Source organism: Streptomyces sp. NPDC048504 (genome assembly GCF_043200035.1).
Lineage (GTDB): Bacteria > Actinomycetota > Actinomycetes > Streptomycetales > Streptomycetaceae > Streptomyces.
Map to the genome: position 1 here is coordinate 72,962 of NZ_JBICXA010000024.1, position 26,074 is coordinate 99,035.

Here is a 26,074-nt window from a genome sequence, read left to right on the forward strand (position 1 = left end):
CGGCTACCCCTTCCCCTTCGCGGTGACCAGGTCGATGAGGAACGGCCCGCGGTGCGCGAGCGCCTGGGCGACCGCCTCCTCCGCCTGCCCGGGCTTCTCGACCCGTACGGCGGCCACGCCGAGCGAGCCGGCGAGGGAGACGAAGTCGACGGCCGGGCTGCTCAGGTCGAAGATCTCGGGCTGTTCGTGGGCGGGGATGTGCTGCTCCCGCCAGTACTCCTCGATGTTGTCCTCAAGGAGCTTGTAGCTGCCGTTGTTGCAGACGACGAACTTGGTGGGGAGGCCGTAGCGGGCCGCCGTCCACAGTGCCTGGAAGGTGTACATGCTGCCGCCGTCGCCGGTGAAGCCGACCACCGTGCGGTCGGGGTGGGCGAGTTGGGCGCCCAGCGCGCCGGGGATGCCGACGCCGAGGGAGCCGCCGCGGGTCTGCATCCACTGGCCCGGCACGGTCGGCGGGAGCCGGCGGAAGAGCGCCGGGGACGCCGTCAGTGCCTCGTCGAAGAGGATCGCGTCCGAGGGCAGCCGCCGGGCGAATTCCTGGGCGAGGGCGATCGTGGGCAGCTCCGCCGCCTCGGCCGCGGCCTCGGCCCGCTCGTCCGCCTTGGCGAGTGCCGCCGAACGCTGCGCGGCGTGCCGGCGCAGCCGTTCGGCCGCCGCCGTGCGCCGACCCAGGCCCATCGCCCGGCCCAGCGCGTCGGCGAGGAGGCCCAGGGTGGCCTTCGGGTCGGCGACGATACCGAGGTCGACGGGGTGGTTCTTGGCGATCGCGCCGGAGTCGAGGTCGATGTGCACGACCGGGACGCCCGCCCCGAAGACGCCGTCGAGCGCCGGGTACACCTCGGGCAGCGCGTAGGTGCCCACGATGAGGACACCGTCGGCGGCACCGGTGATCTTCCGGCTCTGTTCGCCGAACATGTGGCCCAACTGACCCGCGTAGGCGGGGTGTTCGACGGAGAGGTTGACCTCGGCCCAGTCCGCACCGTACACGTCGGCGCCCCACACCTCGGCCAGCCGCCCCAACTCGGCCTGGGCGCCCGCGAAGTGGACCCCGTCACCGGCGATGACGATCGGCTTGCGGGCGTCGGCGAGCAGCGCCGCGGCCTTCGCCACGGTGTCCGGGGTCGGCAGGCTGCGGGTCTCCGGGTAGGACACGGGCGCCACCGGTTCGGCGGTCTCGTGGTCCATGACGTCGGCGGGCAGCACGACCAGCACCGGACCGTACGGCGGGGTCGCGGCGACCTTGAAGGCGCGGCGCAGCACCCGCAGCGTGGAGTCGGGATCGACCACGCGGGTGGCCCACTTGGTCACCGGCCTGGCCATGCCGACCAGGTCGGCGGCCATCTGCGCGTCCATGCTGTCGTAGCGCAGTCCGGACTCGCCGACCAGGGTGACGATCGGGGCGTGGCCGCGCATCGCCTGGTAGAGCATGCCGATGCCGTTGCCGAGCCCGACTCCGGAGTGGAGTTGCAGGACCGCCGGGGTGCGGGTGGCGCGTGCGTAGCCGTCCGCCATGCCGACGGCCGTGCACTCCTGGAGGGCCAGGATGTACTGGATCGAGGGGAAGGAGCGCAGTTCGTCGAGGAACCCCTGCTCGACCGTGCCGGGGTTGCCGAACATGAACCGGACCCCTTCGGCCTGCAGTTGTTCGAGCAGCGCGATCCGCGCGGGCCTGCTGTCCATCGTGTGCTCACCTCTCGTCGGAGCAAAGGGCGTCGGGCGGCCTCAGGCGGTCGCCGTGAACCCCCACTGCCGCAGGCCCTCTTCGAGGACCTCGACGGTCTTCTGACCGGTCAGATAGGAGTCGGGCGTCGAACGGCCCGTGATGAACGGGTAGTCGACGATGACGGAGGTCGTCTTGCCGAAGTTGCCGTGGTAGGCGCCGCCGGGTGCGGTGGCGTCGCGCAGGATGTACTCCAGCGGGTACGGGGGCGGCCCCATCACGAAGTCGGTGCCGAGGAAGCCGGTGCCGTCCTTGTAGTCGTACTCGATGCAGTGGCCGGTGACGTGCTTGCCGCGGATGAGGGAGACGCGGGTCTCCTGGTCGCGGGCGAAGGCGAGGCAGGCGACGCCGTAGCACTCGGCGGCGATCGGCCGGTCCAGCGCGTGGAAGGCGAAGATCAGGTCGTGGACACGCCAGTTGTTGGCGAGGTCGACGATCGGTCCGCTGCCGCCGACGATCAGCAGCGCGTCGTAGCGGTCGGCGATCTGTGAACGCACCTGCTCCAGGCGGGTGTTGTAGGCCTCCCAGTCGCGCAGGAAGTACGGCTTGGACCGGTAGGGCCGGTCGGGCAGCCAGGACGACAGGTCGAGGGGGTTGTCGAGCCGGTCCGAGGCCTCGACCTTGCGTACCTTGTCCGCCGTCTCGGGCGTGGTGACGGAGCGGCCGAGCGGCGGGTCGACGTACTCGGGGTCCATGCTCGGCGGCAGCGCGTGCGGGCGCTTGCCGGTCGCGGTGGCGAAGGTGAGGTGATAGCCGGCCTGGTCGAAGGTCTCCAGGGGGCCGATCAACTCCTCACCCCAGTAACCGTATTCGGACAGGACGACCAGAATGCGCTTGCTCATGGGGTTCCTCCCGTTCGGCGGGACGGTGCCGACTGGCGGATTCCTGTGTACGTCGGCGGAGTTCGCGCCGGTGGTCGGCGGGGCCCGGGTCACGGCACATCCTCAAGTGGCCGAACGCACTACGGCATGTCCTGGCCATCGATCTTCGACCTGTGAACTCGGGGGCCGCTGCCGGGAGTTGCCGCAGCTCTTACGGCGACTTCGCACAGTGCGGCCGGTCCCCGTGCGCGGGCGGCCGGGGCGGGCGCGGTTGTGGGGTCATCGGACGTGTGTCGCTTCCGGCCCCCGGGAGCGGAACCCCGATGAGCGGAGACTTTCATGCCGAGCGAACAGACCGGCTCCGACCGGGAGATCGCCGCGTTCGTGCAGCGCTGGTACGACCTGCTGAGCGAGCACGCGCCGGTCGAGGAGCTGCTGCCCTTCGTCGCCGACAAAGGCCTGGTGATGGCCTTCCCGGAGCGGACCCTGTACAGCCACGCGGACTTCCTCGACTGGTACACGGCCGTCGGCGAGGCCTACACCGACCAGAGCCACACCGTGGAGGAGGTCACCTCCCACGAGGACGGCACCCGTATCGACGTCGACGTCACGGTGGTGTGGACCGCCAAGTCGACTGCGGACGGCACCGTCTCGTCCTTCCGGATCAACCAGAAGTGGCAGTTGGAACGGTCCACACCGGGTGCCCGTCCGCTGATCGTCGACTACCGGGTCGGCGAGCCGACCGCGATCTGATTCCCGTCACCTTTTGGAGGCTGACATGCCGTCGAAGTCGGTGCCCTCAGGGGCCGATTACATCGTGGTGGGCGCCGGCTCGGCCGGCTGCGCGGTCGCGGCCCGGCTGAGCGAGGACCCGTCCGTGAGCGTGGTCCTGCTGGAGGCGGGCGGCTGGGACGAGCGCCCCGAGATCCACCGGGCCGACGCGGCCTCGGTCCTCTCGCTGCTCACCGCCGAGTGGCGGAGCGAGATCGACTGGGGCTACGTCACCGAGTCCGAGGCGGGCATGGAGGGCCGCCGTGTCCCCGTGGCCCGTGGCAAGGTCGTCGGCGGATGCAGTTCCGTCAACGCCCTGATGTGGGTGCGCGGCAGCCGCCACGACTACACCCGCTGGGTCGCCGAGGGCGCCACCGGATGGTCGTACGACGACATCCTGCCGTTCTTCCGTCAGGCCGAGGACTACTCGGGCGGCGCCGACGCGTTCCACGGTGCGGGCGGTCCCGTGCGGGTGCGGCAGCTCGATCAACCCGCGCCGATCGCGCGGGCGTTCGTGGCGGGCGCCGGTGAACTCGGCTACGCCACGGACACCGACGGGGACTACAACGGGGCCCGGCAGGAGGGCTTCGGCTTCCTGTACCAGACGTTCCGCGACGACGCGGGCCACCGGTGCAGCACCGCCGACGCCTATCTGCGCCCGGCCTTGGAACGGTCCAACCTGACCGTGCTCACCGACACCCTGGTCACCCGGCTGCTGCTCACCGGGACGCTGGCCACGGGTGTCGAGTACGTCCAGGACGGCACGCGGCGTCAGCTGCGCGCCGAGGGTGAAGTCATCGTGTGCGCCGGGGCGTTCGAGACGCCGAAGCTGCTCATGCTGTCCGGGATCGGACCGGCCGCGCATCTGCGGGAGCACGGCATCCGGTGCGTCCAGGATCTGCCGGGTGTCGGCGCGGGACTGCAGGACCACCTGTTCGTGCCGATCTGCTACCAGTCGCTGCAGGGGCACCCGGACGGAGCGCTGCTGTCCGAGGCGGGGCTGTTCACCCACACCCGCGAGGCGGGTCCGGAGGACGCCCCCGACCTGCAGTTCACGTTCGGTCCCATCAAGTTCCTGCCGGCCGACGCCCCCGCCGACCAGTGGGAGGGGCCCGGCTTCACCTTCGCGCCGATCGCGCTGCGGCCGCAGAGCCGGGGCCGGATACGGCTGCGCGACAGCAGCCCGGAGTCCAACGCCGTCGTCAGCGCCGGCTACCTCACGTCCACGGCCGACGTCGATGTCCTGGTCCACGGTGTGCGGCTGGCCCGGGAGTTGGCCGCCACCCGGGCCTTCGACCCGTTCCGCGGCGACGAGTTGGGCCCCGGCAAGGACATCACCGGTCCCGAGGAGCTGCGCGGATACGTCGCCGCGAACGCGACCACCCTGTGGCACCCGGCCGGCACCTGCCGGATGGGCACGGGCGCGGGCGCCGTCACGGACCCGGAGCTGCGCGTGCACGGCATCGCGGGGCTGCGGATCGCGGACGCGTCGGTGATGCCGTCGATCACCGCCGGCAATACGCACGCGCCCAGCGTCATGATCGGCGAGCGTGCGGCGGCGTTCGTCCGCGAGGCCGCCGCTCCGTCCCGGTCCGCTCCTTCGGCGTCCGTGCCGTCTCTCTCCGAACCGTCCCTGTCCGACGTCCACTTGAGCTAGGGGATGCAGCATGTCCGACCTTGACCAGACCCAGCAGGAGAACCTGGCGCTGTACCGGCGCTTCCTCGACGCGTTCAACTCCGGCGACCTGGCGGAGATCCCCCGGGTCATCGCCGCCGGCTTCACCGACCACCACCCCGGGTTCGACATCACCGGCATCGACTCCTACCTGGAGGCGCTGCGTGGGGCCTACAACTCGCTTGACTTGAAAGGCGAGTTGGACGAGCTGTCGGCGCTCGGCGAGGACCGGGTGCTGACCCGGGTCAAGCTGACCGGCACGCATCTCGCGCCGCTGCTCGGCTTCCCGGCCACGGGCCGCAAGGTGGAGTGGTCCACCACCGAGATCTGGCGGGTCGAGAACGGCCTGTTCGTGGAGCGCTGGGCGCAGGACGACATGCTCGGGCTGCGCGAGCAGATCTCCTCGGACGCCTCGAACCTGGCTGTCGTCCAGCAGGTCAGCGACGCCGTCAACCAGCGCCGTCTGGACGCCCTCGACGACCTGTTCGGGCCGACGTTCCACGACAACAACCCGGCGTGGAGCTGCGAGAGCCTGGAGGAGCTGAAGGGAATCATCCAGGGCGCCTACGACGGGCTCGACTTCTCCGTGCACCTCGACGCGCTGTACCCGGCCTCGCCGGACAAGGTGATCATGCACATCACCTTCCACGGCAAGCACATCGCGCCGTTCTTCGGCCAGGAGCCGACCGGCAAGGAGGTCTGCTGGACCAGCCTGGAGGTCTACCGGCTTGAGGACGGCAAGGTCGTCGAGCGCTGGGTGCAGGCCGACACCGCCGGCCTGATGCGCCAGGTCGGCGTCCCGCTCCCCTGATCGATCCCGTACCCCGGAACAGTCACAGAAAGGACGGGCGCATGGACACCCGAGAAGTGGTCGACACGTACTACCGGCTGGCCAACGCGGGCGAGTGGGACGCCTGGTGCGACCTGTTCGCGGCCGACCAGACCATGGACGAGCAGCTGGCCGGACATGTCGAGGGCCGCGAGACCCTCCGGGAGATGATGAAGGGCTTCCCGGAGATGTACGCCTCCTTCGCCAACGTCCCCCGGCACGTGGTCGTGGACGGCGAGCAGGCCGCGGTGGTCTCCGACATCACCGGCCGCACCCACGACGGCATCACCGTCGAGGCCAGGGTGTGCAACTACTTCCGCGTCACCGGCGGCCTCATCAGCTACTTCGCGAACTTCCACGACAGCGTGCCGTTCGCCCCGGTCACCGGGACGTGACGGCGATGACGACTTCCGCCCCGGCCGGCCTGCGCTGGTCGCACGTCGGCCTCAACTGCCGTGACCAGAAGGCCACGGAGGACTTCTACACCCGGCACTTCGGGTTCGCCCGGGCCCGGGTGGTGGAGGCCGACGGGGTCCGCGTGGTGTTCCTGCGCAACGGCCCCGTCTATCTGGAGCTGTTCGCGACCGACGCGGACGCCCTGTTCACCACGGCGAAGGACGGCCCGGCCAACCCCGGTACGGCACGCCATCTCGCGTTCCAGGTCGAGGACGTGGACGCGTTCCTCGCCGCGGCCGGCGGCGAACTGGAGCCGCTGCTCGGCCCGTTGACCTTCGACGCGTTCATCCCCGGCTGGAAGACGGTGTGGGTGTCCGACCCGGACGGCATCGTGCTGGAGGTCAGCCAGGGCTACACCGATCAGTCCACCGACGAACTGGCCACGTACGCCTGACAGGAGAGTCCCCCACCATGAGGCCCGTCCCCGACCAGACCATCCTCCTCACCGGCGCCACCGACGGCATGGGCCGTGAGCTGGCCCGTGAACTCGCCGCGCAGGGGGCGTCGTTGATCCTGCACGGCCGCAGTGCGACCAAGGGCGCCGAGCTGCTGGCGGAACTGCGCGCGTCCACCGGCAACGACCGGCTCAGCTACGAGCTGGCCGACTTCTCCTCGCTGGAGGACATCCGCAAGCTCGCCGACCGGATCCTGTCCACCCACGACCGGCTCGACGCACTGGTGAACAACGTCGGCATCGGGGTCGAGCTGGCCCGCCAGGAGAGCCAGGACGGCCTGGAACTCACCTTCCAGGTCGACTACTTGGCGGCCTACATGCTCAGCTGCCGGCTCGCGCCGCTGCTGGTGCGCTCGGCCCCGGCCCGCATCGTGAACGTCAGCTCCGCGGGCCAGGCTCCGATCAATTTCCGTGACGTGATGCTGGAGCGGAACTGGGACGGAGTGCAGGCCTACTGCCAGGCCAAGCTCGCCCAGATCACCCTGACCTTCGACCTGGCCGAGCGGCTGCGCGGCACCGGGGTGACGGTCAACGCCCTGCACCCGGCCTCGTACATGCCGACGAAGATGGTGGTGAACCTGTTCACCCCGCAGAGTTCGGTCGAGGAGGGCGTGCACAGCACCCTGCGCATGATCACCGACCCGTCCCTCGACGACGTCACGGGCGCCTACTTCAACCGTACCCAGCGGTCCCGCGCGGGCGCCCAGGCCTACGACGAACGCGACCGCGCCCGGCTGCGCGCCCTGAGCGAGTCACTGACCGGGGTGAGCTTCCCGGCCGAACTCGTCTGACCCCGCGCCGGGTAACACCGAGCCCCCGCCTCGTGCACGGCGGATTCCAGGGGTCGTTGCAACACGTGATCACTGACGTGTGGTGGCGAGAAGTTTAGACAGACGCTCGGCTGGGGTTTCCCAGCCGAGCGTTTTGCGTGGGCGGCTGTTGAGTTCGGCGGCGACAGAGTCCAGACGCTCACGGGTGTGGGCGGCCAGGTCGGTGCCCTTCGGAAAGTACTGCCGCAGCAGTCCGTTGGTGTTCTCGTTCGAGCCGCGCTGCCAGGGACTTGCGGGATTGCAGAAGTAGACCGGGATGTCCGTGGCGAGGGTGAATTCCTGGTGGGAGGCCATCTCCGAGCCCTGGTCCCAGGTCAGGGACCGCCGCAGGTGGGGCGGGAGCGTCCTGACCGTCTCGACGAGGGCGTCGCGGGTGCTGCCCGCGCTGTGGTCGACGGGCAGGTGGGCGAGCATCACGTAGCGGGTGGTGCGTTCGACGAGGGTGCCGATCGCGGACTTGCCGTCCTTGCCGATGATGAGGTCGCCTTCCCAGTGGCCGGGGACGGCCCGGTCGGCGGCTTCGGCGGGCCGGTCGCTGATCAGCACCATGTCCTTGATGGCGCGTGGCTGACGCTTGCAGGACTGGCGGTGCGGCCGGCGCCTGGCCCGTCCGGTCCGCAGGGCCCTGGTGAGTTCGCGGCGGAGTTCTCCGCGGCCCTGGACATAGAGGGCCTGGTAGATCGTCTCGTGGACCACGTGCATCTCCGGCCGGTCGGGGAAGCGTGCCCGCAGAGCCTGGCAGATCTGCTCAGGGCTCCACCGCAGGGTCAGGTGGTCCTGGATGAAGTCACGCAGTTCAGCGTGCTGTCCGATCTTCCCGGTGTTGGGACGGGGCCGTCGCTCCTCGGCGCGACGGTGGGCTGCGTGTGGCCGGTAGGTCCACTGCCTGCCCCGCCACAGGGCGCCGTTGCGGCGTATCTCCCGGCTGACGGTGGAGGGGCTGCGGCCCAGCTCGGCGGCGATGGTCCGGATCGACACCTTCTCCCGCAACCGGTCCGCGATGTGGATCCGGTCTTCCTCGCGGAGGTACCTGGACGCACCGGGAAGCCGAAGCCTCCACTCGGATCGGAGGCTTCGGCTTCCCGGTGGGCGGCGAATGCCAGCCGTTGCGCCATCTTTGCCAGTCCGCAGGTTGATCCCGACAATCCGGCTGGCTTCTCTGTTGCTGTAACCCTGCTGCATGAGCTGGGAGTATGCCTCCCGCTCACGCGTCAGACGGCGCCCCTTCCGGTTCCGATCCGCTCGGATCTCGAAGTCCATCGCATCCCCTGAGCTGGGGTGTTGCGACAACCACTAGAACTCAAGCACGCGAGGCGGGGGCTTCGTGGTGTGCGGGTGCTAGCTCGCGGTGACGGACAGCTTGTGGTGGAACACGTTGCCCGGGTCCCAAGTGGCCTTCACCTGCCGCAACTTGGCGAGGTTGCCCTTGAAGTAGAGGGTCTGCCAGGGCACGCCGGAGGTGTTCCAGGCCGGGTCGGTGAGGTCGGTGTCGGGGTAGTTGATGTACGAGCCGTCGTTGGTGTCGTTCGGTACCGGCACCCCGCCGGTGTCCGCGTAGAGGTCGCGGTACAGAGCGCGCATCCAGGCGACATGCCGGTCGTCCTGTGTCGGATCCGGCCAGTACGTCGTGAAGTTGGCCTTGAGGATGGAGTCCCGCTGGGCCAGCGCGGTGGCCGTGGGCGACACGGTGTTGACCTTGCCGCCGTAGGAGTAGAGCAGGATGCCGGCGTGCCCGTCGTAGGCGGCGTCGGAGAGGTAGCCGTAGAGCGTCTTGGCCTGGGCGGCGGACCAACCCTGGCGCAGATAGGCGCCCTTGGACTTCGTGCGGTTGTAAAGGCCTGTGTCGTAGGGGTCTTTGAGGGTGGTCTTCAGCCAGGGCCAGGAGGAGCGGGCGTCGGTGTACGGGACTCCGATGCCGCCGGTGACCGCGGCGACGTAAGCGTCGAGGAGGGCCGATGCGTCCGAACGAGTGCCGTCTATCTGGGTGTTGAGGACGAGGCTGCCCTGGATGCGGTTGTAGAGGATCAGGACGCTGTGGAGGCTGTCGTAGGAGGAGCCGGCGACGCTGTTGCGGGCGTGCCAGGCGCCGTGGTTCGCGATCAGCGCGGTGAAGGCGGCCTCCGTGAGGTCGCTCCACTTGATGGCGACCGTCGACTTCAGCAGGGTCTTCGGCGGTCTGGGCAGCAGGGTGGCGGGGTCGGTGCCGGTGGCGTCGGGGGCGCGGAACCAGTAGCGGGTGACGATCCCGAAGGTGCCTCCGCCACCGCCCGTGTGGGCCCACCACAGGTCGCGGTGCGGGTCGTCGGCCTCGCGGGTGGCGACGACGGCACGGGCGGTGCCGGAGGCGTCGACCACGACGACCTCGACGGCGTAGAGGTGGTCGACGACGGCGCCGTACTGGCGGCACATCGCGCCGTAGCCGCCGCCCGTGACGTGGCCGCCGACGCCGACGGTCGGGCAGGTCCCGCCGGGCAGGGACACGCCCCACTCCAGGTACAGGGTGCGGTAGACGTGGCCGAGGGTGGCGCCGCCCTCCACGAGGAAGGCGCGGCGGGCGGGGTCGTAGTGGACCGCGTCCATCTCGGACATGTCGACGAGTACCCGTACGTCCGGGTCGTCGACCAGTGAGTCGAGGCAGTGGCCGCCGCCGCGTACGCCGATGCGCTTGCCGGCGTCGACCGCCTCCTGGACGACGGACACCACCTGGCCGGTGGTGTGGACGAGGCGTACCGAGTCGGGGGCGGCGACGAATCTCGCGTTGTAGCCGCGGGACGTGAGGTCGAGATAGCGGGCGTCCGAGGCGCCGACGGTGACCGCGGCGGGGGTAGTGGTGGTGTCCGTGGCCGTGCTGTCGGCGGCGAGGGCGCGGGTGGGGACCACGGCCGCGGCGATCCCCGCCGCGGTGGCGGTGCCGAGGAGTCCGCGCCGGGTGAGGCCCGCGACGGGGCGTGAGTCGGGTTGCTGTCGTGTCACTGCTGTCTCCTTCCTTCGTGAAAAAACTGCCGCCCAGGAGGCCAGGAGCCTTCTGGGCGGCAGGAGTTGAGGTGGACCGGCGTCAGACGACGTCGTGTCCGCTGACCGTGGTCTCCGGGATCTCGTCGCGGACGTCCCAGTGCTCGGCGATCAGGTCGTTCTCGAGCCGGAAGATCTCCACGACGGCCGAGCCCCGGTCCGTCGAGGTGGCGCGGAAGTGGGTGTGCACGAAGACCAGGTCACCGGAGCCCGCCGCGCGCTTGATCTCGAACCGTGCCTCGGGGAGCTGCTTGCGGAAGCCCTCGATGAACTCGACCAGCGGCCCCCGGCCGTCGGGCAGGTTCGGGTTGTGCTGGATGAGGTCCGCGGCCAGGTACTTGTCGGCCAGGTCGGTCTGCCCCTGGTTCCAGACGGTCTCCAGGTAATCGCGCACGAAGTGCACCTGGTGGCTGCTCATGAGTTCTCCTTGGCTAACTGATGTGTACAGGTGTGGCGGACTGCTCGGCGACCTTGGCCACCGACGCCTGCCGGACGGACAGCAGATGGGCCAGCGCGGCCAGGACGAGGACGCCCAGGGCCGCGGCCGGGATGGGGCCCGCGCCCACGCCCGGCAGCAGGGAGCTGCCGATGAAGCTGCCGAGGCTCATCCCGAGGTAGAGCGCGGCGGCGTTCAGAGCGAGGATCAACCCCGGTTGCAGCGGCACCAGTTCGACCAGCCGGGCCTGCTGCGGGGCCTGGTAGAGCTGGCTGAAGAAGGCCCAGAACGCGAAGAACACGAGCCCGGCCGTGGAGTGCGGGGCGACCAGCAACAGGGCGAAGCCCAGGGCGAGTCCGATGACCGCGAGGCCCACCGTCCGTTCGCCGCCCAGCCGTTCGGCGATCCTCGGCGCGGACGCGTTGCCCGCGACACCGATCACGCCGAAGGCGAGCAGGGTCACCGAGATCAGTCCGGACGACGCGTCGAAGCGGTCCTTCAGATAGGCGCCCGCGATGCCGTAGACGGTGAACTGGGCGGCCATGAACAGCAGGGTCGTCGAGACCGTGGCCACGGTGGCGGGAGTGCGCAGCGCCCCCCGGTACGCCTGCACGGTGGGCGGTTCGCCGGCCGGGATCTCGGGGACGAACACGAACACCGTCACGAAGGCGATCGCGGAGAGCGCGGCCACGCCGAGCAGCGCCGGACGCCAGCCGAGGCTGCCGCCCAGGAACGAGGCGAGCGGCACCCCGAGCACGGCAGCGGCCGTCATCCCGCCGAAGACGGTGGCAAGGGCCCGTTGCCGGCGCTCCGGCGGGACGATGAGCGCCCCGGCTGCCGAGGCGCCGGGGCCGAAGACGGCCGCGCCCATCGCGCCGAGGACCCGAGTGACCGTCAGGAAGCCGTAGTTGGGCGCTACGGCGCCGAGCGCGGCGCCCACGGTGAGCAGCCCGATGCCGACGAGGAGGACCCGCTTGCGGTCCCACCGGCGCAGCAGGATGGGGGCCGAGGGCGCGCAGACCGCGAAGGTCAGCGCGAAGACGGTGACGAGGATGCCCACCGAGGCAGGCTGGACGTGCAGGTCGTCCCCGATCGGACCGTTCAGGCCGACGACCGCCAGCGAGATCGTCCCCAGGCTGAAGTAGCCCAGCGAGAGTGACAGCAAGGCCGGTAAGGCGCTGTTGCGGGACGGCATCACGCCACCTCCTTTTCCGAACGGGAAAGGTGCATGCGGTGACCGTAGGAGCGGTCCAAGGACCGTCGCGCGCGCCGCGAGGAGGACCCCGGCACTGCCCGAGGTCCGGCCCCGCACTACGTCAGGTCGCGCCGAAAGCGCGTGAGCGCAGCACCAGCGGCACGCTGCGGCCGGAGCTGATCAGCCAGTGCTCCACGGCGTTGACCAGCAGGAGCAGCAGGGCGGTGAACGCCAGCACGGCGAGGGCCGGCAGAAGGGGGGCCACGGCGGCGGCGGCCAGCAGCACGAGGCCGCAGTAGAAACGGGTGGCGGACGCGGCGCCGAACATCCGGCGGCGCGTGTAACAGAACGTGAGCAGGATCAGGGCGGCGCCGACGGGCAGCAGTCCGGCGGCACCGGAGTGCGGGATCCGCAGGGGGTCGTGGACGGTCCGTACGGCGCCGACGGAGACCAGCAACAGCCCGGCGACCAGGACGAGATGGCCATAACTGAGGACGTCCCGTACGACGATCGCGGGGGTGGGGTGGGTGCGCAGGGCGTGGGCGACGGCCGAGGCGACGAGGTGGAAGTAGAGCCACCACAGGGCGCAGCCGATGAGGAAGGCGAGGACGAGCGCGGTCAGACTGACCGGGTCGAGTGGTCCCTTGGCGACTCCGGCGCCCACGGAGAAGATGTTCTCGCCGAGGGCGATGATGATGAACAGCCCGAACCTTTCCGGGAGATGGTTGACCCCGAAGGCCAGTCGCCGCAGATGCCCGCTGAGCAGGACGGGTGCCGCCAGCTCGGCGACCACGGCGACCGCCCAGCACACCTCTCGCCAGGGGGCGGGGAGGGTGGCGGCGCCGAACAGCACCAGGGCGAAGGCGAGTCCGGCCCGGTAGGGATGGATGGTGTAGAGGGCGCACTCCCTTCGAATGGCCTCGCCGATGAGCAGGCGCAGGGCGAGGTAGCTGCCCGCGTACAGCAGGGCCTGTTCGCGGTCGTTCAGGGCTTGAGGCGCGGCAACTGCCATGCCGTAGACGGCGAGTGCGGTCAGCATCAGGAACACCCGCTGCAGACTGGTCTCGTGCACGGCGTTCATCGCCATGACGACGTCCACCCAGGCCCACCACAGCGGGACGAGCACGAGCAGACACTGTCCCAGCACGGGCCAGGTGGCGTGCCCGGCGAGCAGGTGCGCGACCTGGCCCACGCCGAACGCGAGGACCAGATCGAAGAACAGCTCCGCCCAGGTGGCCCGGTCACGCACCTGAACGGCCGGGACGGTCGTTGTCGCGGTTGCGTCGGTCATCGTCGTATCGGGACACGGGAGGACACGGCGAGCGCGCAATGCGCGAAGTGGGCCCCTATTACGGCAAGTTGCCCGCCCAGCTGTCCGAACTCCGCCGCCCGCCGACCACCACCCGCACCGGCCCGCCGTTCACGTCGACGAGCCGCGTCCACCCCGCCGCCAGGGCCAGGGTCCGATTCGGCACGGCCGCCCGCAGCCGCTCCTGATGCAACACCCGCCCGTCCTGGCCGACTTGCAGCACCGGCCGCTTCAACAGGGCCGAGGCCCGCAGGACATACGGATGCTCGTCCCCCGGGGCGACACGGTTCGGGACGATCCAGCGCAGCGGCGACTCGACGAGCAACGGCACGGTGTGGCGGGGCCGTTCGGCACCGGCGAGGCTCTCCAGAACGGCGGCGGCAGCCCGGACCCCGTCGCGGGTGGCGGTGGCCGCGCTCTCGACCGGGTGCAGGAGACTCCCGGCGGCGAACACACCGGGCCGGGATGTGTGTAGGGCCCCGTCGACGGCGGGGCCACGAGTGCCAGGGTCCAGAACGAGGCGCCCCTTCCTGGCGAGTTCATGGTCGGGCACGAAGTCACCGGTGAACACGACGGTGTCACAGGCCAGTTGGGCGTTACGACCGTCCCGGTGCCGGACGCGGACGCCGGACAGCCGCCCGTGACCGAGGAGTTCGGTGACGGTGGTGTCGGTGAGGAGGGGGATGCGGTGGCGGAGGCGGGCGTTGTGGGCGCGGGTGATCGCCGTCTGGGCGATGGGCAACTCGGTGACCATGGCGACGACTTCGGCTCCGGCGGCCCGCACGGTTTCGGCGGCAGCATAGGAGACGTCCTCGGCACCGACCACGACGGCACGGGTACCGATCCGCTGACCGTACAGGTGCACCGCCTGCTGCAACTCCCCGGTGGTGTACACCCCGTTGGGCCGAGTACCCGGCACCAACCTGGCCGCGCGGGGCCGTTCGCGGGCACCGGTGGCGAGAACGACGGCTGCTGCGTGGATGGCCTCCGGGCCTTGCGGACCAACGGTGTTCAGGGCCAACGGCCCCGCCCAGTCGAGCGCCGTGATCCCGGTACGGACGACGGCACCGGCGCGTACGGCGGCGGTGAGGACGAGGCGGGCGTACGCGGGCCCGGTGAGCGGATGCGTCCAGGTGCCGAAGCCGCCGTGGTGGCAGTGCCGGGGCACTCCCCCGGCGTGCTGTTCCCGGTCCAGGACTTCGACACGGGCGACTCCGGCGGCGGCGAGTCGCGCGGCTGCCGCGAGTCCCGCGGGTCCGGCGCCGACGACGAGGACGTCGACTTCGCGTTCCGGGCGGCTCATGGGCGGCTGCCTTCGCGCGTCGGATGGATGGATCATGCCCCGGCCCCCTCGAACAACTCCCGTACAGCCGCCCCGCAGTAGAACCCCTGACAACGCCCCGCCCGTGCCCGCGTGCGCCGACGCAGTCCGTCGAGGTTGCGCGGCGGCACCGTACTCGCGAGCGCGTCCCGGATCTCACCGCGCGAGACGCGTTCGCAGTGGCAGACGAGGGTGCCGTACGAGTTCGCGGGCGATCGCGCAGCCCACGACTCCCGCGCCGACCACCGCCACGTCGTAACTCCCCGACGGCAGCGGTCCGTTGGCGGTGACCGTCATACAGGGGTCCGGTCGAGCAGTGCCGTCACTTCGGTGCGGAAGGCGGCGAGACGTTCGGCCGCGTGGTCGGGGGTGATGCGCGGTTCGTAGACGGCGGCGGGTTTCCAGTCGGGCAGGGCGTCGGCGAGCGTCAGTCCGGGATCGGCGCCGAGTTGGGCCAGTGCGCCCACACCGAGGGCGGTCGCGTCGGGCAGCGCGGAGACCTCGACGGGGCGTTGGAGCAAGTCGGCTTGCGTCTGCATGAGCAACGCCGAGCGGGTCAGGCCGCCGTCGACGCGCAGGACGTCGAGGGGCGTGCCGAGGTCGGTCGCGGCGGCTTCGGCGAGTTCGACGACCTGCGCGGCGAGGCCCTCGCACAGGGCGCGCACCAGGTGTCCGGCGGTGGTGTCGAGGCCGAGGCCGGTGAGCGAGCCGCGCACCTCGCCGCGCCACCAGGGGGCGGCGAGCCCGGCGAGGGCCGGTACGAAGATGACGCCCCCGCTGTCGGGTACGGCGCCGCCCACGCGGTCCAGGTCGGCGGCGCCGCTGATGACGCCGAGGTCGGCGAGCCACCGTACGGCGGACGCGGCCGTGTAGACCTGACCGTCGAGGCAGTAACCGGTCCGCCCGCCGAGCCGCCACGCCACGCAGCTCACCAGTCCCGAGTCGCCGCGCCGGGGTGTGTCGCCGGTGTGCGCGAGGAGGAACGCCCCTGTGCCGTACGTGCACTTGGCACCGCCGGGTGCGGTGATGCGCTGGGCGAGCAGCGCCGCCTGCTGGTCCACGACGAGGCCGGTGAGGGGTATCTCCGCGCCGAACGCCGTGGTCGTACCGATGAGTTCGGCGCAGTCGACGACACCCGGGAGGCGTTCTCCGGACAGGCCGTAGACGTCGAGGGCGCGGGGTGACCAGGCGTCCTTGTCGAGGTCGAGGAGCTGGGTGCGGCCCGCGGTCGCCGCGTCGGTCACGTGGGTGCCGGTGAGGCGGTGGACGAGCCAGGAGTCGCTGGTGGTGACCATGCCGTCGCGGGTGAGGTGGCGCCGTATCCAGGCCATCTTGGGTGCCGCGAAGTACGGGTCGAGCGGCAGGCCGGTCAGCCGGCGCAACTCGTCGGCGTGCTCGGCGAGTTCGGCGCAGACGCTCTCGGCGCGGCGGTCCTGCCAGACGAGTGCGTCGGTGAGCGGCATTCCTGTCTCGGGGTCCCAGGCGAGGACGGTCTCGCCCTGGTTGGCGAGGCCCAGTGCCGTCACGGGTTCGTCGGCCTCGGCGAGGGCGCGGCGCCCGGCGACGATGACCGAGTCGTACAGTTCCTCGGGATCGGCCTCGACCAGGCCGCCCGGCAGCCGGCGGGTCCCCACCGAGACGAACCCGGTGCCGATCACGCCGCGTTCGGGACAGATCACCAGGGCCTTCGTGCCGGATGTTCCCTGGTCGACGGCGAGTACCGGACCCGTCATACCACCCCTCCCGTAGATCACTCCGCGACAGACTGCCGCCGGTCCGCACCGGACGTCAAGGGTTTCTGATCATTGCTCAACTCGCAGATATATCTGCCGAGTTGGGGACGATCGGGAAACCGCCGGTGATGCGGAACGCGCGCCTCTATAGTGACCGCGGACCGACGTGATCTCCTCGACCGCCGCCCGCAGGAGGGCTGTTGTTACTCCACTTTGCCGTCATGCCCGTCAACCGCCTTGTGGCGGACGGCTGATGGCGAGAGACGGAGCACGTCCCGCCTACGATCCCGCCGGCCACGACACGGCCCTGCGCGCGGCGCTGCAGGATCTGCGGACCGGGCGCTGGATGGCGATGCGCGGTCTGCTCGCCGGCACCACCCAGTGGTGGCAGTGGACGCAGCGCACCCAGGTCCTGGCGGCAGCGGCGGCCGGTACCGACGTGGTGCGGGCCTGGCTCGCGGAGGAGCCGGAGAGCGTGCCGGCCGCGTCCGTCCCCGCCAGCACGACTCCCGGGGAAACCCCACGGAGGCCTTGGGCCTGATGACGCGCTAAGTGGCGGGGGCGAGCCGGAACAGTCGAGGCACCCCCAGGCCGAAGAACACACCGTTTGGAGTGCCGGTGGTCTCGACCCAGAACGTCTCTGGATGATCCTTCAGGAAGTCCTCAAGGCCCCGCGACTGGTTGTCGTCCGTGTCGCCGCTTCGGGGCGGGAAGAACTCCCTCGTGCCGTCGTCGAGCCGCAAGACCCGATCCCACCTGTTGCCGATCCAGACCTCAACATGTAATTGCTGCATGGCGTACAAACTCCCCCAACCCACCCGGGTCGAATACGTCAACTGAGGTTCAGGGCACGGCGGGCCGCGTTGATGACGTTGTGGGCGTCGGCCCCATACACGGCCGACTCGCGCAAGGTACGCCAGACCTTCGAGTACAGGGCAATGTTGTCGGCGTCGTCCAACCACAGTTCGGCGTGCCAGTCCTCGGCGACCACCAAGCGGTCATCGAGGACCCAGAATCCGTTGGCAGGCACGATCTTGACGGACGCCGTGAACGGGATGATCCCAAGCTCCACTGTGTCCATCCCGATCATGCCCGTGAGGCGGTCGAGCTGGGCGGCTAGGACCGAGGGAGGGCAGATCAGCGACCGCAAGGCGGCTTCCCACATCAGCACGTGGAGCCTGCGCCCAGGGCGGTACAGCCACTCCTGCCGTTGCGCCCGGGAGCGCACAGCGGCCTCAACATCGTTGGCTCCGCCCAGCAGCTCGGAATACCGCTGGACGACATGGCGGGCATACTCGGGGGTCTGCAACAGCCCAGGGACCACCGACTCTTCCCAGATCCACATTTCCGAGGTGCGCTCGATCTCGGCGCTCAGCCCTTCGTGCAGCGGCTTGAAGCCGTTCGCCAGGGCCCGGCGCCATGACCTGATGTGGGACTCGAACCCGGCCAGACGGGCGGCGAGTTCGGGATACAGGTCCGGCTGGTCGGTCGCATGGGCCCACGCTTGAAGATCCTCGGGAGTGGCCGTCTGCCTGCCGTTCTCCAGCTTGCTGACCTTGGAGCCCGGCCAGCCGAGACGCTGTGCGAGTTGCCGACCGGTGAGCCGGCCACCGGCGCACGAGAAGCGAAGTTCGCGCAGCCGTGCCCCGAGCGCCTCCCGTGCCTGCTGGTAGTCAGTGCTCACCGGTCACGCGCGCTACTCAGTCGGGGCCACTTGCTCGGCGAACTGGTCGTACGGCACGGCGTGATGCATGGCCGCGTCACGGACGACGGAGTACCGCACGACTTCGGCAGGTTCCGTGATCAGTTCGATGTTGAGCAGGTTGTCGGCGTCGTCGAAGTGCAGAAGGGCAACGAGGCGCGAGTCGAAGATCCAGAAGTCTTCCGCGGACAGTTGGACCGCGTCCTCGCGCCACAGATAACGGATGTCCTCGCCGACCGATGCGTTGTACCGGGCGTAGTCGAGCAGGAACAGCTGCTCCGTGGTGGGCGGGTTGTCGGCGATACGGACGCGGCCGACCTGCTTGCCGGCCTCCGTCTGACGGCGGATGTTGACGAACCAGGCCTCGTTGGGGTCCCAGGTGGATGAGCCCGTGGCCAGGAACTCCTGAAAGTCGGGGTCCTGACGGTCGGAGGCGTAGCCGCGCCGCGTCTCCAAGCGCCAGGCGGTGTGCTTGAAGGTCTCGAAGAGACGCCGGAAGGTGGCCCGGTCTACCAGTTCGGGCACCCGCTCCATCTCCTTCGGTCCCCAGTTCACTAGCAGTTCGCGCGGCACGACCACCGCTGCCTCGTCCGGCCCGAAGTGCTGGAGTTGCGCGAGGTCCTCAGGGTCGGTGACCGGAGTGCCCTGAACGACGACCTCACCGGTTCCCTCGTCGGTGTGCAGGGCGGGGCAACCGTCGACCTTGCTGTCCGTGCCGGTGAAGCGCAACTGACGAGCCATGGACGCTCTCCCTTCCAGGTGGTTGATCCAACCAGCTTGGCCGGGGCCTCGGCTCGGCACTACGGGGTCGGGCAGGGGCCGGGAGAAAACACTAGCAATCTCGATGAGGCATCGAGCAAATACGAGAAAACAACGTATCGCCAGCCAACTCCTCACTTCTAGCGTCCCGTTCATGGCTACAAAGGAAGTGCGGGACGTCGACCCGTACGCGGCAGTGGAGTCTCTGCGGACAGCGCTCACGGAGGCCGGGGTCGTCTTCCCCTCCCTGAGAGTCGACGCAGCGTCCGCCGACCTGAAGCTCGTCGAACTGGGGCGCATCCGCGCCGATGTGGCCGATCGCCTGGCAACTGCACTTCGGCGAGGAGGCCTTGAGTGATGGCAAAGGAACGGCACTCAGCAGGTGCCCTGGTCCACGACCCAGAGAGAGACCAGTTGGGCTACGTCATGGGGCACGAGGGCCCTTACGTACAGCTGCGGCCGGTGACCGGCGGGCGGGAGTGGGACGCCGACCCCGCGCTCATCCGCCCGGCCACGGACGAAGAACGCCTCACTGCCCTGCAGGAGCGGACCCGCGCTCTGAACTCGGCCAGCAGCGGCGGCATCCTCTGATGAACGCGGACAGGGTGGACACCTCGACTATGTCCGCCGAGTGCGCGGTCGCCCAGCAGCCGGGATACGCGGACCTGCACGACGAGTGCCGGCAGACCGAGGACGTCCCCCTCCCGAATGGGGGCGGCATCCTGCTCGTCCCCCGCTGCACCTGCCCACATCACCGCTACGTCTGACGACCCGCGAACTAATCGAAGCCGAGTCCCGACAGCCCAGGGGTCAGCCCCACTCCCAACTCGACGGGGGTGGGGCTGAATTGCATCTTGCCGCGCCCAGCATTGAGCTTGCGCTACCCGCATCGGGCCATACCCGAGCGCACCTGAGCGCCTTGGAACGGACAAGAATCAGGACTACCGATCAGCTCAACTGACTGCCCACGGGGTACTTCGCAACCCCCGTGACTACTGACGTGAGTTAGCTCCAAGGCTGATCGGGCTGAGCCTACTGACACGACTGATTGATGGGCTGAGTAGCAGCCCACCCGAGAACATTTGCGTACACGTCAGCGCGGGTGTCTCGACCCGATCCGTAAGGGTTCGGATCGAGGCTGCCTGCGCACCCGATCCGACCCATGACAGGGAAGGTAAGGATCGGTGGACGGCACCGCCATCATCATCATTCTCGCCATCGCTGGCGTGGCTTCCGTGCTGCTCTTCGCAGTCAAGGGCCTGCTGGACCAAGTCCCGGACGTGATGGAGTCCGCCGGACGAGCCCGCGACTCGTGGCACCGCTTCAGGAGTCCCAACCTGCCGCCCCCGGCGGACGACCAGGAGCCGCCGGCTGCCGCCTAGGCCGTCGCGGGGCGGGACGGGGCACAGGGAGGGGCTGAGAAGCCCGCCGTGATGCTGTGGGACTGGGCGGGCGTAGGCCTGTTCGTCCTCTGCGTGGGGCTCTCGCTGGCCGAGGTCACCAGCGTGTATCCGACGTCCGGCGCCATGCTCCACATGGCCGACCGGCTCGGCGGCCCACGACTCCGACTGCGACCGGGCCGAACTGGCTAAACTCACTGACAGAATCGTCCGAAACCCGTGCTCACAGCCCCGCAGCAGGTACGGACCCCCGTCCGGATACGGCAGGATGAGCGGTCGCGCCGGTGCGGAGAACCGTTCCGGCCGGCGCGACGGCAATTCCCGCAATGCCCGCACTTCGAGCAGGTGGACAACGTGACGACTCTTCACATCCGGCCGTCGGCGGCGCCCTTCGCCTCCGTTTCTCTCCCCGGAGGTGACCGGTGAACCGCACGCCTACCCTGGACGACTTCATGCTCGCCGGAATAGCGCTGGCCTCGGGCCTGCTGGCGGCGTTTCTGCTGCGGATACTGCTGCGCTGGCTGGGCAAGCACGCCGACCGCACCCGCTGGAGCGGCGACGACGTGATGGTCGACGCGCTGCGCAGCGTCCTGCCGTGGTCGGCGGTCATCGGCAGCGCGGCGGTCGCCGGGGCGGTGCTGCCGTTGACGCACACGGTCCAGCACCAGGTCAACCAGACCCTTCAGGTGCTGATCATCCTGGCCGTGACGGTGTCGGCGGCCCGGGTGATTGCGGGACTGGTCCGGGCGGTCACCAACTCCCGCTCCGGGGTGGCCGGTTCGGCCACGATCTTCGTCAACATCACCCGGATACTGGTCCTGGCGATCGGCTTCTTGGTGATGCTCCAGACCCTGGGCATCTCGATAGCGCCCATGCTCACCGCCCTGGGCGTCGGCGGTCTCGCCGTCGCACTGGCTCTTCAGGACACGCTCGCCAACCTGTTCGCGGGCATCCACATCCTCGCGTCGAAGACCGTGCAGCCCGGCGACTACATCAAGCTGAGCAGCGGCGAGGAGGGCTATGTCGAGGACATCAACTGGCGTCAGACGACGGTACGGGCGCTCTCCAACAACCTCGTCGTGATACCGAACGGCCAGCTCGCCAAGACGAACATGACCAACTTCATGCGTCCCGAGCAGGAGTTGACGATCCTGGTCCAGGTGGGCGTCGGCTACGACAGCGACCTGGAGCATGTCGAGGAGGTGACCCTGGAGGTCATCGCCGAGGTCATGACCGACATCACCGGCGCGCTCCCGGAGCACGAACCGGCCATCCGCTTCCACACGTTCGGCGACTCCCGGATCGGCTTCACGGTGATCCTGGGGGTCGGGGAGTTCAGCGACCAGTTCCGCATCAAGCACGAGTTCATCAAGCGCCTGCACAAGCGGTACCGCGCCGAGGGCATCCGCATCCCGGCACCGACCCGCACGGTGGCGCTGCAGCAGGGGGCGCTCCCACAGGGGGTGGTCGCCATACCGCAGCAGCGCATCCGGGAGGACGAGCCGGGCGAAGTCCCCTCCACCCGGCTCGACTGACCCGACCGGTCAACTCCCTCAGAGCGTCGCGGAGTTGTCGCGATAGTGCCCACCGGTCCGGCTGTGCGGGGCGGTAAGGGACGGGTTCACCGGCGTCACCGTCCAGTCCGGATGACCGGGCATGCGCGGCGTCGCCGTACCGTACAGCCAGTCCCGCAGGAAGCCGGACAGGTCCTGGCGGGAGACCTTCGAGGCGACGGCGATGTAGTCCTCGGTCGTCGCCGAGGAGTCGCGGTAGCGGGCGAGGAAGGCACGTTCGACGGCGTGGAAGGTGTCCTCGCCGATGAACTCCCGCAGGGCGTATAGGACCAGGACGCCGCCCAGGTAGCGCTGGTCGTCGAAGAGGTCGACCGCGTTCGGGGCGGCGACCGGGCCCGAGTCGTGGCGCCACTGGTCGCCGCGCGCGTAGGTGTCCTTCATGCGGGCGTCCATCGTGGTCAGGCCGAGGGAGTCGGGCCAGCCGCGCTCGTAGCGGTAGAGCAGTCCGTAGAAGTCGGCGTGGCCCTCGTTCAGCCACAGGTCGGCCCAGGTGGCGGGGCTGACGCTGTTGCCGAACCAGGAGTGGACCAGTTCGTGCATCATGTGCGAGCCGATCTTGCTCTCCACCTGGAGCAGGAAGTTCGGCTTGTACAGTGTCAGGGTCTGGGTCTCAAGTCCCGTGAAATCAAAGGCGTTCGGGGCGTCCGAGTTACAGGGCAGCAGTCCGTACGTCTCGAACGGGTAGGCCCCCAGGCGCTGTTCGAGCCAGTCGACGAGGCCGGGGGTCAGCGCGAGCGCCGGTTCCAGGGCGGCGGCGCGCGCGGTCGGCACGACGTCCCGCAGCGCCAGTCCGTGCGGGCCGCGCCGCTCCTTGATCACGTAGTCGCCGACGGTGATCTGCGCCAGCTCGGTCGCCATCGGTGAACGGGAGCGGTAGCTGAACGCGGTCCGGTCGCCGTCCAGCCGCTCGGTGCACACCAGTTGACCGTTCGCGACCCCGCGCAGCCCGTCCGGGACGGTGATCCGGAACGTGAAGTCGGCCTTGTCGCTGGGGTGGTCGTTGCAGGGGAAGACGGTGTGCGTCAGGTTCGGCTGGCCGCACACCGCGAAACCGTCGGGGGTGACGACCCAGCCGCCGGTGGGCGCGGCGGCGCGGGCCGGGTCGACGGAGTACTCCACGCACACGGTGACCCGGGCCCTCGCCGGGAGCGTCCTGGCGGGCGTGATCCGCAGCTTCTCGCCGGCCTGCTCAAAGTCGGCCTTACAGCCCTGGACGCGGACCGTGCCGATGTCGAGGCCGAGGGCGTCGAGGGAGAAGCGGGCCAGGGCTTCGGTCGTGCGGAGTTCTATCGTCGCCGTGCCGTCGACGAGCTTGGTCGTCGGGTCGTAGGCGAGGTCTAGGTCGTAGGCGAGGACGCGGTAGCCGTCGTTGCCGAGGCTCGGGAACACCGGGTCGCCGAGGGTCTCGGCGCCCTCGTCGCCGTACCCCCGTCCGGTCGTCTCGTCCCCGTTCCCCCGTCCGGCCGCGAAGGCCGGGGAACCCGCGGTCAGTGCCGTGGCCGTGCCGATCAGGGCGGCCGCGGGGGCCGTCACTCTGCTGCGATATCTCATGATCCGCTTTCGCTCGGGCGGCCGGGTGGTCAGCTCCGGCCGTCGGTCAGTCAAGGCGATCCATCCCTTACTGACTGCCGGACCCTGCGGTCGGTTGCCCTTGATCCACGCGCGGGTGCTCGCGCGGTGCGGACGGACCGCTGTCGAGTGGGACCGGATGAGGAGATATCTTGATGTCGAGCAATGTTGCAGACGTGGAGCGGAGCACCGGTGACTGACTCGACCATCATCTATACGCACACTGACGAGGCCCCGGCCCTGGCGACGTATTCCTTCCTGCCGGTGGTCCAGGCGTACGCCTCGCAGGCGGGTGTCGCCGTGACCACACGGGACATCTCGCTGGCCGGGCGCATCATCGCCGTGTTCCCGGAGTACCTCACCGAGGACCAGCGGATCCCGGACGCCCTGCACGAGCTGGGCGAACTGGCGAAGACGCCCGAGGCCAACATCATCAAGCTGCCGAACATCTCGGCGTCCATCCCGCAGCTCAAGGCCGCCGTGGCCGAGCTGCAGGAGCAGGGTTACGCGCTGCCGAACTACCCGGACGACCCGAAGACCGACGAGGAGCGGGACATCCAGTCCCGTTACGACAAGATCAAGGGCTCCGCGGTCAACCCGGTCCTGCGCGAGGGCAACTCCGACCGGCGCGCCCCCGCCTCGGTCAAGAACTACGCCAAGACCCACCCGCACCGCATGGGTGCCTGGTCGGCGGACTCGAAGACCAATGTCGCCACGATGGGCGAGAACGACTTCCGCTCCACCGAGAAGTCCGTGTCGATCGCCGAGGCCGGTTCGCTGAAGATCGAGCTGGTCGCCGAGGACGGCACCACCACCGTGCTGCGCGAGTCCGTACCCGTCCTCAAGGACGAGGTCGTCGACGCCTCCGTGCTGCACGTCGCCGAGCTGCGCGAGTTCCTCACCGCGCAGATCGCCCGCGCCAAGGCCGAGGACATCCTGTTCTCGGTGCACCTCAAGGCCACGATGATGAAGGTCTCCGACCCGATCATCTTCGGCCACGTGGTCCGCGCGTTCTTCCCGAAGACCTTCGAGCAGTACGGTGCGACGCTCGCCGCCGCCGGTCTCTCCCCGAACGACGGTCTCGGCGGCATCCTCAAGGGCCTGGCCGCGCTGCCCGAGGGCGACGCGATCAAGGCGTCCTTCGACGCGGAGATCGCCGAGGGCCCCGCGCTCGCGATGGTCGACTCCGACAAGGGCATCACCAACCTGCACGTGCCGTCCGACGTCATCGTCGACGCCTCGATGCCGGCCATGATCCGCACCTCCGGCCACATGTGGGGCCCGGACGGCGCCGAGGCCGACACCCTCGCGGTGCTCCCGGACTCCTCCTACTCCGGCGTCTACCAGGCCGTCCTCGACGACTGCCGCGCCCACGGCGCCTACGACCCGTCCACCATGGGCTCGGTGCCGAACGTCGGTCTGATGGCGCAGAAGGCCGAGGAGTACGGCTCGCACGACAAGACCTTCGAGGTCCCGGCGGCCGGTACGGTCCGCCTCGTCGACCAGGGCGGCGACGTCGTCCTGGAGCAGGCGGTCGCCAAGGGTGACATCTTCCGCGCCTGCCAGACCAAGGACGCCCCGATCAAGGACTGGGTGAAGCTCGCCGTCACCCGCGCCCGCGCCACCGGCAACCCGGCGGTGTTCTGGCTGGACGAGACCCGCGCGCACGACGCCCAGCTGATCGCCAAGGTCAACGCGTACCTGCCGGAGCACGACACCGAGGGCCTGGACATCCGGATCCTCGCCCCGGTCGAGGCGACCCAGCTGTCGGTGGAGCGCATCCGCCGCGGCGAGGACACGATCTCCGTGACCGGCAACGTGCTGCGTGACTACCTGACCGACCTCTTCCCCATCCTGGAGCTGGGCACCAGCGCCAAGATGCTGTCGGTCGTCCCGCTGATGGCGGGCGGCGGCCTCTTCGAGACGGGCGCCGGCGGCTCCGCGCCGAAGCACGTGCAGCAGCTGGTCAAGGAGAACTACCTGCGCTGGGACTCGCTCGGTGAGTTCTTCGCGCTGGTCCCCTCCCTTGAGCAGTACGCGACGTTCACCGGCAACGCCCGCGCCAAGGTCCTCGCCGACACCCTCGACCGCGCGACGGCGACCTTCCTCAACGAGGACAAGTCCCCGACCCGTCGCGTCGGCGGCATCGACAACCGCGGCAGCCACTTCTTCCTGTCCCTGTACTGGGCCCAGGAGCTGGCCGCGCAGACCGACGACGCGGACCTCGCGAAGGCGTTCGCGTCGCTGGCCGAGACCCTCGCGGGCGCCCAGCAGCAGATCGTCGAGGAGCTCGGCGCGGTGCAGGGCAGCCCGGCCGACATCGGCGGCTACTACCAGCCCGACCCGGCCAAGGCCGCGAAGGTGATGCGCCCGTCGACGACGTGGAACGAGGCGCTGGCTTCCCTGAGCTGACGCAGGCTCTCCGAGTCACTCCGCCCCGGCCGGGTTCTTCCGGCCGGGGCGGCGTCGTTGCCCGGCCTCGCCCGCAAGCCATAGCGCGCGCCGCCC

General features: G+C 69.8%; 26 protein-coding genes and 3 pseudogenes. 14 read left to right on the forward strand and 15 right to left on the reverse strand.

Annotation, left to right across the window (positions count from 1 at the left end):
- Nucleotides 1–3: 3 nt before the first annotated feature.
- Nucleotides 4–1,680, reverse strand: a complete 1,677-nt coding sequence (locus tag ACGFY9_RS43755; RefSeq protein ID WP_393763912.1) for a thiamine pyrophosphate-binding protein — start codon at nt 1,678–1,680, stop codon at nt 4–6.
- Between the two features lie 42 nt (nt 1,681–1,722).
- Nucleotides 1,723–2,562 carry a type 1 glutamine amidotransferase domain-containing protein gene (locus tag ACGFY9_RS43760; protein ID WP_393763913.1) on the reverse strand — a complete coding sequence of 280 codons (840 nt, stop codon included), beginning with the start codon at nt 2,560–2,562 and terminating at the stop codon, nt 1,723–1,725.
- A gap of 318 nt (nt 2,563–2,880) precedes the next feature.
- Between ACGFY9_RS43760 and ACGFY9_RS43765 the strand changes: the two genes are divergently transcribed.
- Genes ACGFY9_RS43765 through ACGFY9_RS43790 form a run of 6 tightly spaced genes read left to right on the forward strand, consistent with a single transcriptional unit; the run spans nt 2,881 to nt 7,517 of the window.
- Nucleotides 2,881–3,294, forward strand: a complete 414-nt coding sequence (locus ACGFY9_RS43765) for a nuclear transport factor 2 family protein (protein WP_393763915.1) — start codon at nt 2,881–2,883, stop codon at nt 3,292–3,294.
- A gap of 25 nt (nt 3,295–3,319) precedes the next feature.
- Complete coding sequence (locus tag ACGFY9_RS43770) at nt 3,320–4,969, forward strand: GMC family oxidoreductase (protein ID WP_393763917.1); 1,650 nt, start codon at nt 3,320–3,322, stop codon at nt 4,967–4,969.
- Between the two features lie 10 nt (nt 4,970–4,979).
- On the forward strand, nt 4,980–5,798 hold the full coding sequence (locus ACGFY9_RS43775) for an ester cyclase (protein ID WP_393763919.1): 819 nt from the start codon (nt 4,980–4,982) through the stop codon (nt 5,796–5,798).
- A gap of 41 nt (nt 5,799–5,839) precedes the next feature.
- On the forward strand, nt 5,840–6,211 hold the full coding sequence (locus ACGFY9_RS43780; RefSeq protein ID WP_393763921.1) for a nuclear transport factor 2 family protein: 372 nt from the start codon (nt 5,840–5,842) through the stop codon (nt 6,209–6,211).
- Nucleotides 6,212–6,216: 5 nt separating this feature from the next.
- On the forward strand, nt 6,217–6,666 hold the full coding sequence (locus ACGFY9_RS43785) for a VOC family protein (RefSeq protein ID WP_393763923.1): 450 nt from the start codon (nt 6,217–6,219) through the stop codon (nt 6,664–6,666).
- Between the two features lie 17 nt (nt 6,667–6,683).
- Nucleotides 6,684–7,517: an SDR family NAD(P)-dependent oxidoreductase gene (locus ACGFY9_RS43790; RefSeq protein ID WP_393763925.1), complete on the forward strand. Its 834-nt coding sequence runs from the start codon at nt 6,684–6,686 to the stop codon at nt 7,515–7,517.
- Nucleotides 7,518–7,586: 69 nt separating this feature from the next.
- Here the strand turns inward: ACGFY9_RS43790 and ACGFY9_RS43795 are convergent, their stop codons facing one another.
- The 9 genes and pseudogenes from ACGFY9_RS43795 to ACGFY9_RS43835 form a co-directional block, all read right to left on the reverse strand.
- A complete protein-coding gene (locus ACGFY9_RS43795; RefSeq protein WP_393763927.1) occupies nt 7,587–8,738 on the reverse strand; it encodes an IS30 family transposase in 1,152 nt (383 codons plus the stop codon).
- A gap of 156 nt (nt 8,739–8,894) precedes the next feature.
- Nucleotides 8,895–10,529 carry an FAD-binding oxidoreductase gene (locus tag ACGFY9_RS43800; RefSeq protein WP_393763928.1) on the reverse strand — a complete coding sequence of 545 codons (1,635 nt, stop codon included), beginning with the start codon at nt 10,527–10,529 and terminating at the stop codon, nt 8,895–8,897.
- Between the two features lie 82 nt (nt 10,530–10,611).
- Nucleotides 10,612–10,986: an ester cyclase gene (locus ACGFY9_RS43805; RefSeq protein WP_390164886.1), complete on the reverse strand. Its 375-nt coding sequence runs from the start codon at nt 10,984–10,986 to the stop codon at nt 10,612–10,614.
- Nucleotides 10,987–10,999: 13 nt separating this feature from the next.
- Nucleotides 11,000–12,199 (reverse strand): MFS transporter, encoded by a 1,200-nt coding sequence (locus ACGFY9_RS43810; protein WP_393763929.1) that lies wholly within the window; start codon nt 12,197–12,199, stop codon nt 11,000–11,002.
- A gap of 121 nt (nt 12,200–12,320) precedes the next feature.
- Complete coding sequence (locus ACGFY9_RS43815; RefSeq protein ID WP_393763931.1) at nt 12,321–13,490, reverse strand: low temperature requirement protein A; 1,170 nt, start codon at nt 13,488–13,490, stop codon at nt 12,321–12,323.
- Nucleotides 13,491–13,548: 58 nt separating this feature from the next.
- The gene (locus tag ACGFY9_RS43820; protein WP_393763933.1) at nt 13,549–14,811 is read right to left on the reverse strand and encodes an NAD(P)/FAD-dependent oxidoreductase; all 1,263 of its coding nucleotides are present in this window, start codon (nt 14,809–14,811) and stop codon (nt 13,549–13,551) included.
- 32 nt (nt 14,812–14,843) lie between these two features.
- A pseudogene (locus tag ACGFY9_RS43825) lies at nt 14,844–15,029 on the reverse strand ((2Fe-2S)-binding protein); the annotation flags it as partial.
- Nucleotides 14,986–15,126, reverse strand: coding sequence for a hypothetical protein (locus ACGFY9_RS43830; protein WP_393763935.1), 141 nt, complete (start codon nt 15,124–15,126; stop codon nt 14,986–14,988). The gene ACGFY9_RS43830 and the pseudogene ACGFY9_RS43825, both read right to left, overlap by 44 nt.
- A complete protein-coding gene (locus ACGFY9_RS43835; RefSeq protein WP_393763936.1) occupies nt 15,123–16,562 on the reverse strand; it encodes an FGGY family carbohydrate kinase in 1,440 nt (479 codons plus the stop codon). The genes ACGFY9_RS43830 and ACGFY9_RS43835 overlap by 4 nt, the downstream gene beginning before the upstream one ends.
- Nucleotides 16,563–16,815: 253 nt before the next feature.
- On the opposite strand from ACGFY9_RS43835, the pseudogene ACGFY9_RS43840 reads away from it, so the two are divergent.
- Nucleotides 16,816–17,061 (forward strand): annotated as a pseudogene (locus tag ACGFY9_RS43840) (hypothetical protein); the annotation flags it as partial.
- Nucleotides 17,062–17,110: 49 nt separating this feature from the next.
- Here the strand turns inward: ACGFY9_RS43840 and ACGFY9_RS43845 are convergent.
- From ACGFY9_RS43845 to ACGFY9_RS43855, 3 genes are all read right to left on the reverse strand, one after another.
- Nucleotides 17,111–17,305: a hypothetical protein gene (locus tag ACGFY9_RS43845; RefSeq protein ID WP_393763938.1), complete on the reverse strand. Its 195-nt coding sequence runs from the start codon at nt 17,303–17,305 to the stop codon at nt 17,111–17,113.
- An 89-nt stretch (nt 17,306–17,394) separates the two neighbouring features.
- Entirely contained in the window at nt 17,395–18,246 is an 852-nt protein-coding gene (locus ACGFY9_RS43850; protein WP_393763940.1) for a helix-turn-helix domain-containing protein, read from the reverse strand.
- A gap of 12 nt (nt 18,247–18,258) precedes the next feature.
- Entirely contained in the window at nt 18,259–19,005 is a 747-nt protein-coding gene (locus ACGFY9_RS43855; RefSeq protein ID WP_393763942.1) for a DUF6879 family protein, read from the reverse strand.
- 172 nt (nt 19,006–19,177) lie between these two features.
- On the opposite strand from ACGFY9_RS43855, the gene ACGFY9_RS43860 reads away from it, so the two are divergent.
- The 6 genes and pseudogenes from ACGFY9_RS43860 (at nt 19,178) to ACGFY9_RS43885 (ending at nt 21,958) form a co-directional block, all read left to right on the forward strand.
- Nucleotides 19,178–19,381 carry a hypothetical protein gene (locus tag ACGFY9_RS43860; RefSeq protein ID WP_393763944.1) on the forward strand — a complete coding sequence of 68 codons (204 nt, stop codon included), beginning with the start codon at nt 19,178–19,180 and terminating at the stop codon, nt 19,379–19,381.
- Entirely contained in the window at nt 19,381–19,614 is a 234-nt protein-coding gene (locus tag ACGFY9_RS43865; RefSeq protein WP_393763946.1) for a hypothetical protein, read from the forward strand. Before ACGFY9_RS43860 ends, ACGFY9_RS43865 begins: the two co-directional genes overlap by 1 nt.
- On the forward strand, nt 19,614–19,790 hold the full coding sequence (locus tag ACGFY9_RS43870; protein ID WP_393763948.1) for a hypothetical protein: 177 nt from the start codon (nt 19,614–19,616) through the stop codon (nt 19,788–19,790). Before ACGFY9_RS43865 ends, ACGFY9_RS43870 begins: the two co-directional genes overlap by 1 nt.
- 417 nt (nt 19,791–20,207) lie before the next feature.
- The gene (locus tag ACGFY9_RS43875; RefSeq protein ID WP_393763950.1) at nt 20,208–20,405 is read left to right on the forward strand and encodes a hypothetical protein; all 198 of its coding nucleotides are present in this window, start codon (nt 20,208–20,210) and stop codon (nt 20,403–20,405) included.
- 30 nt (nt 20,406–20,435) lie between these two features.
- A pseudogene (locus ACGFY9_RS43880) lies at nt 20,436–20,585 on the forward strand (amino acid permease); the annotation flags it as partial.
- 260 nt (nt 20,586–20,845) lie between these two features.
- Nucleotides 20,846–21,958 carry a mechanosensitive ion channel family protein gene (locus ACGFY9_RS43885; protein WP_393763952.1) on the forward strand — a complete coding sequence of 371 codons (1,113 nt, stop codon included), beginning with the start codon at nt 20,846–20,848 and terminating at the stop codon, nt 21,956–21,958.
- Nucleotides 21,959–21,976: 18 nt separating this feature from the next.
- Here ACGFY9_RS43885 and ACGFY9_RS43890 read toward each other — a convergent pair whose 3' ends face one another.
- The gene (locus tag ACGFY9_RS43890; RefSeq protein ID WP_393763954.1) at nt 21,977–23,548 is read right to left on the reverse strand and encodes a M1 family metallopeptidase; all 1,572 of its coding nucleotides are present in this window, start codon (nt 23,546–23,548) and stop codon (nt 21,977–21,979) included.
- Between the two features lie 210 nt (nt 23,549–23,758).
- Between ACGFY9_RS43890 and ACGFY9_RS43895 the strand changes: the two genes are divergently transcribed.
- Nucleotides 23,759–25,978: an NADP-dependent isocitrate dehydrogenase gene (locus ACGFY9_RS43895; protein WP_393763956.1), complete on the forward strand. Its 2,220-nt coding sequence runs from the start codon at nt 23,759–23,761 to the stop codon at nt 25,976–25,978.
- Nucleotides 25,979–26,074: the final 96 nt, after the last annotated feature.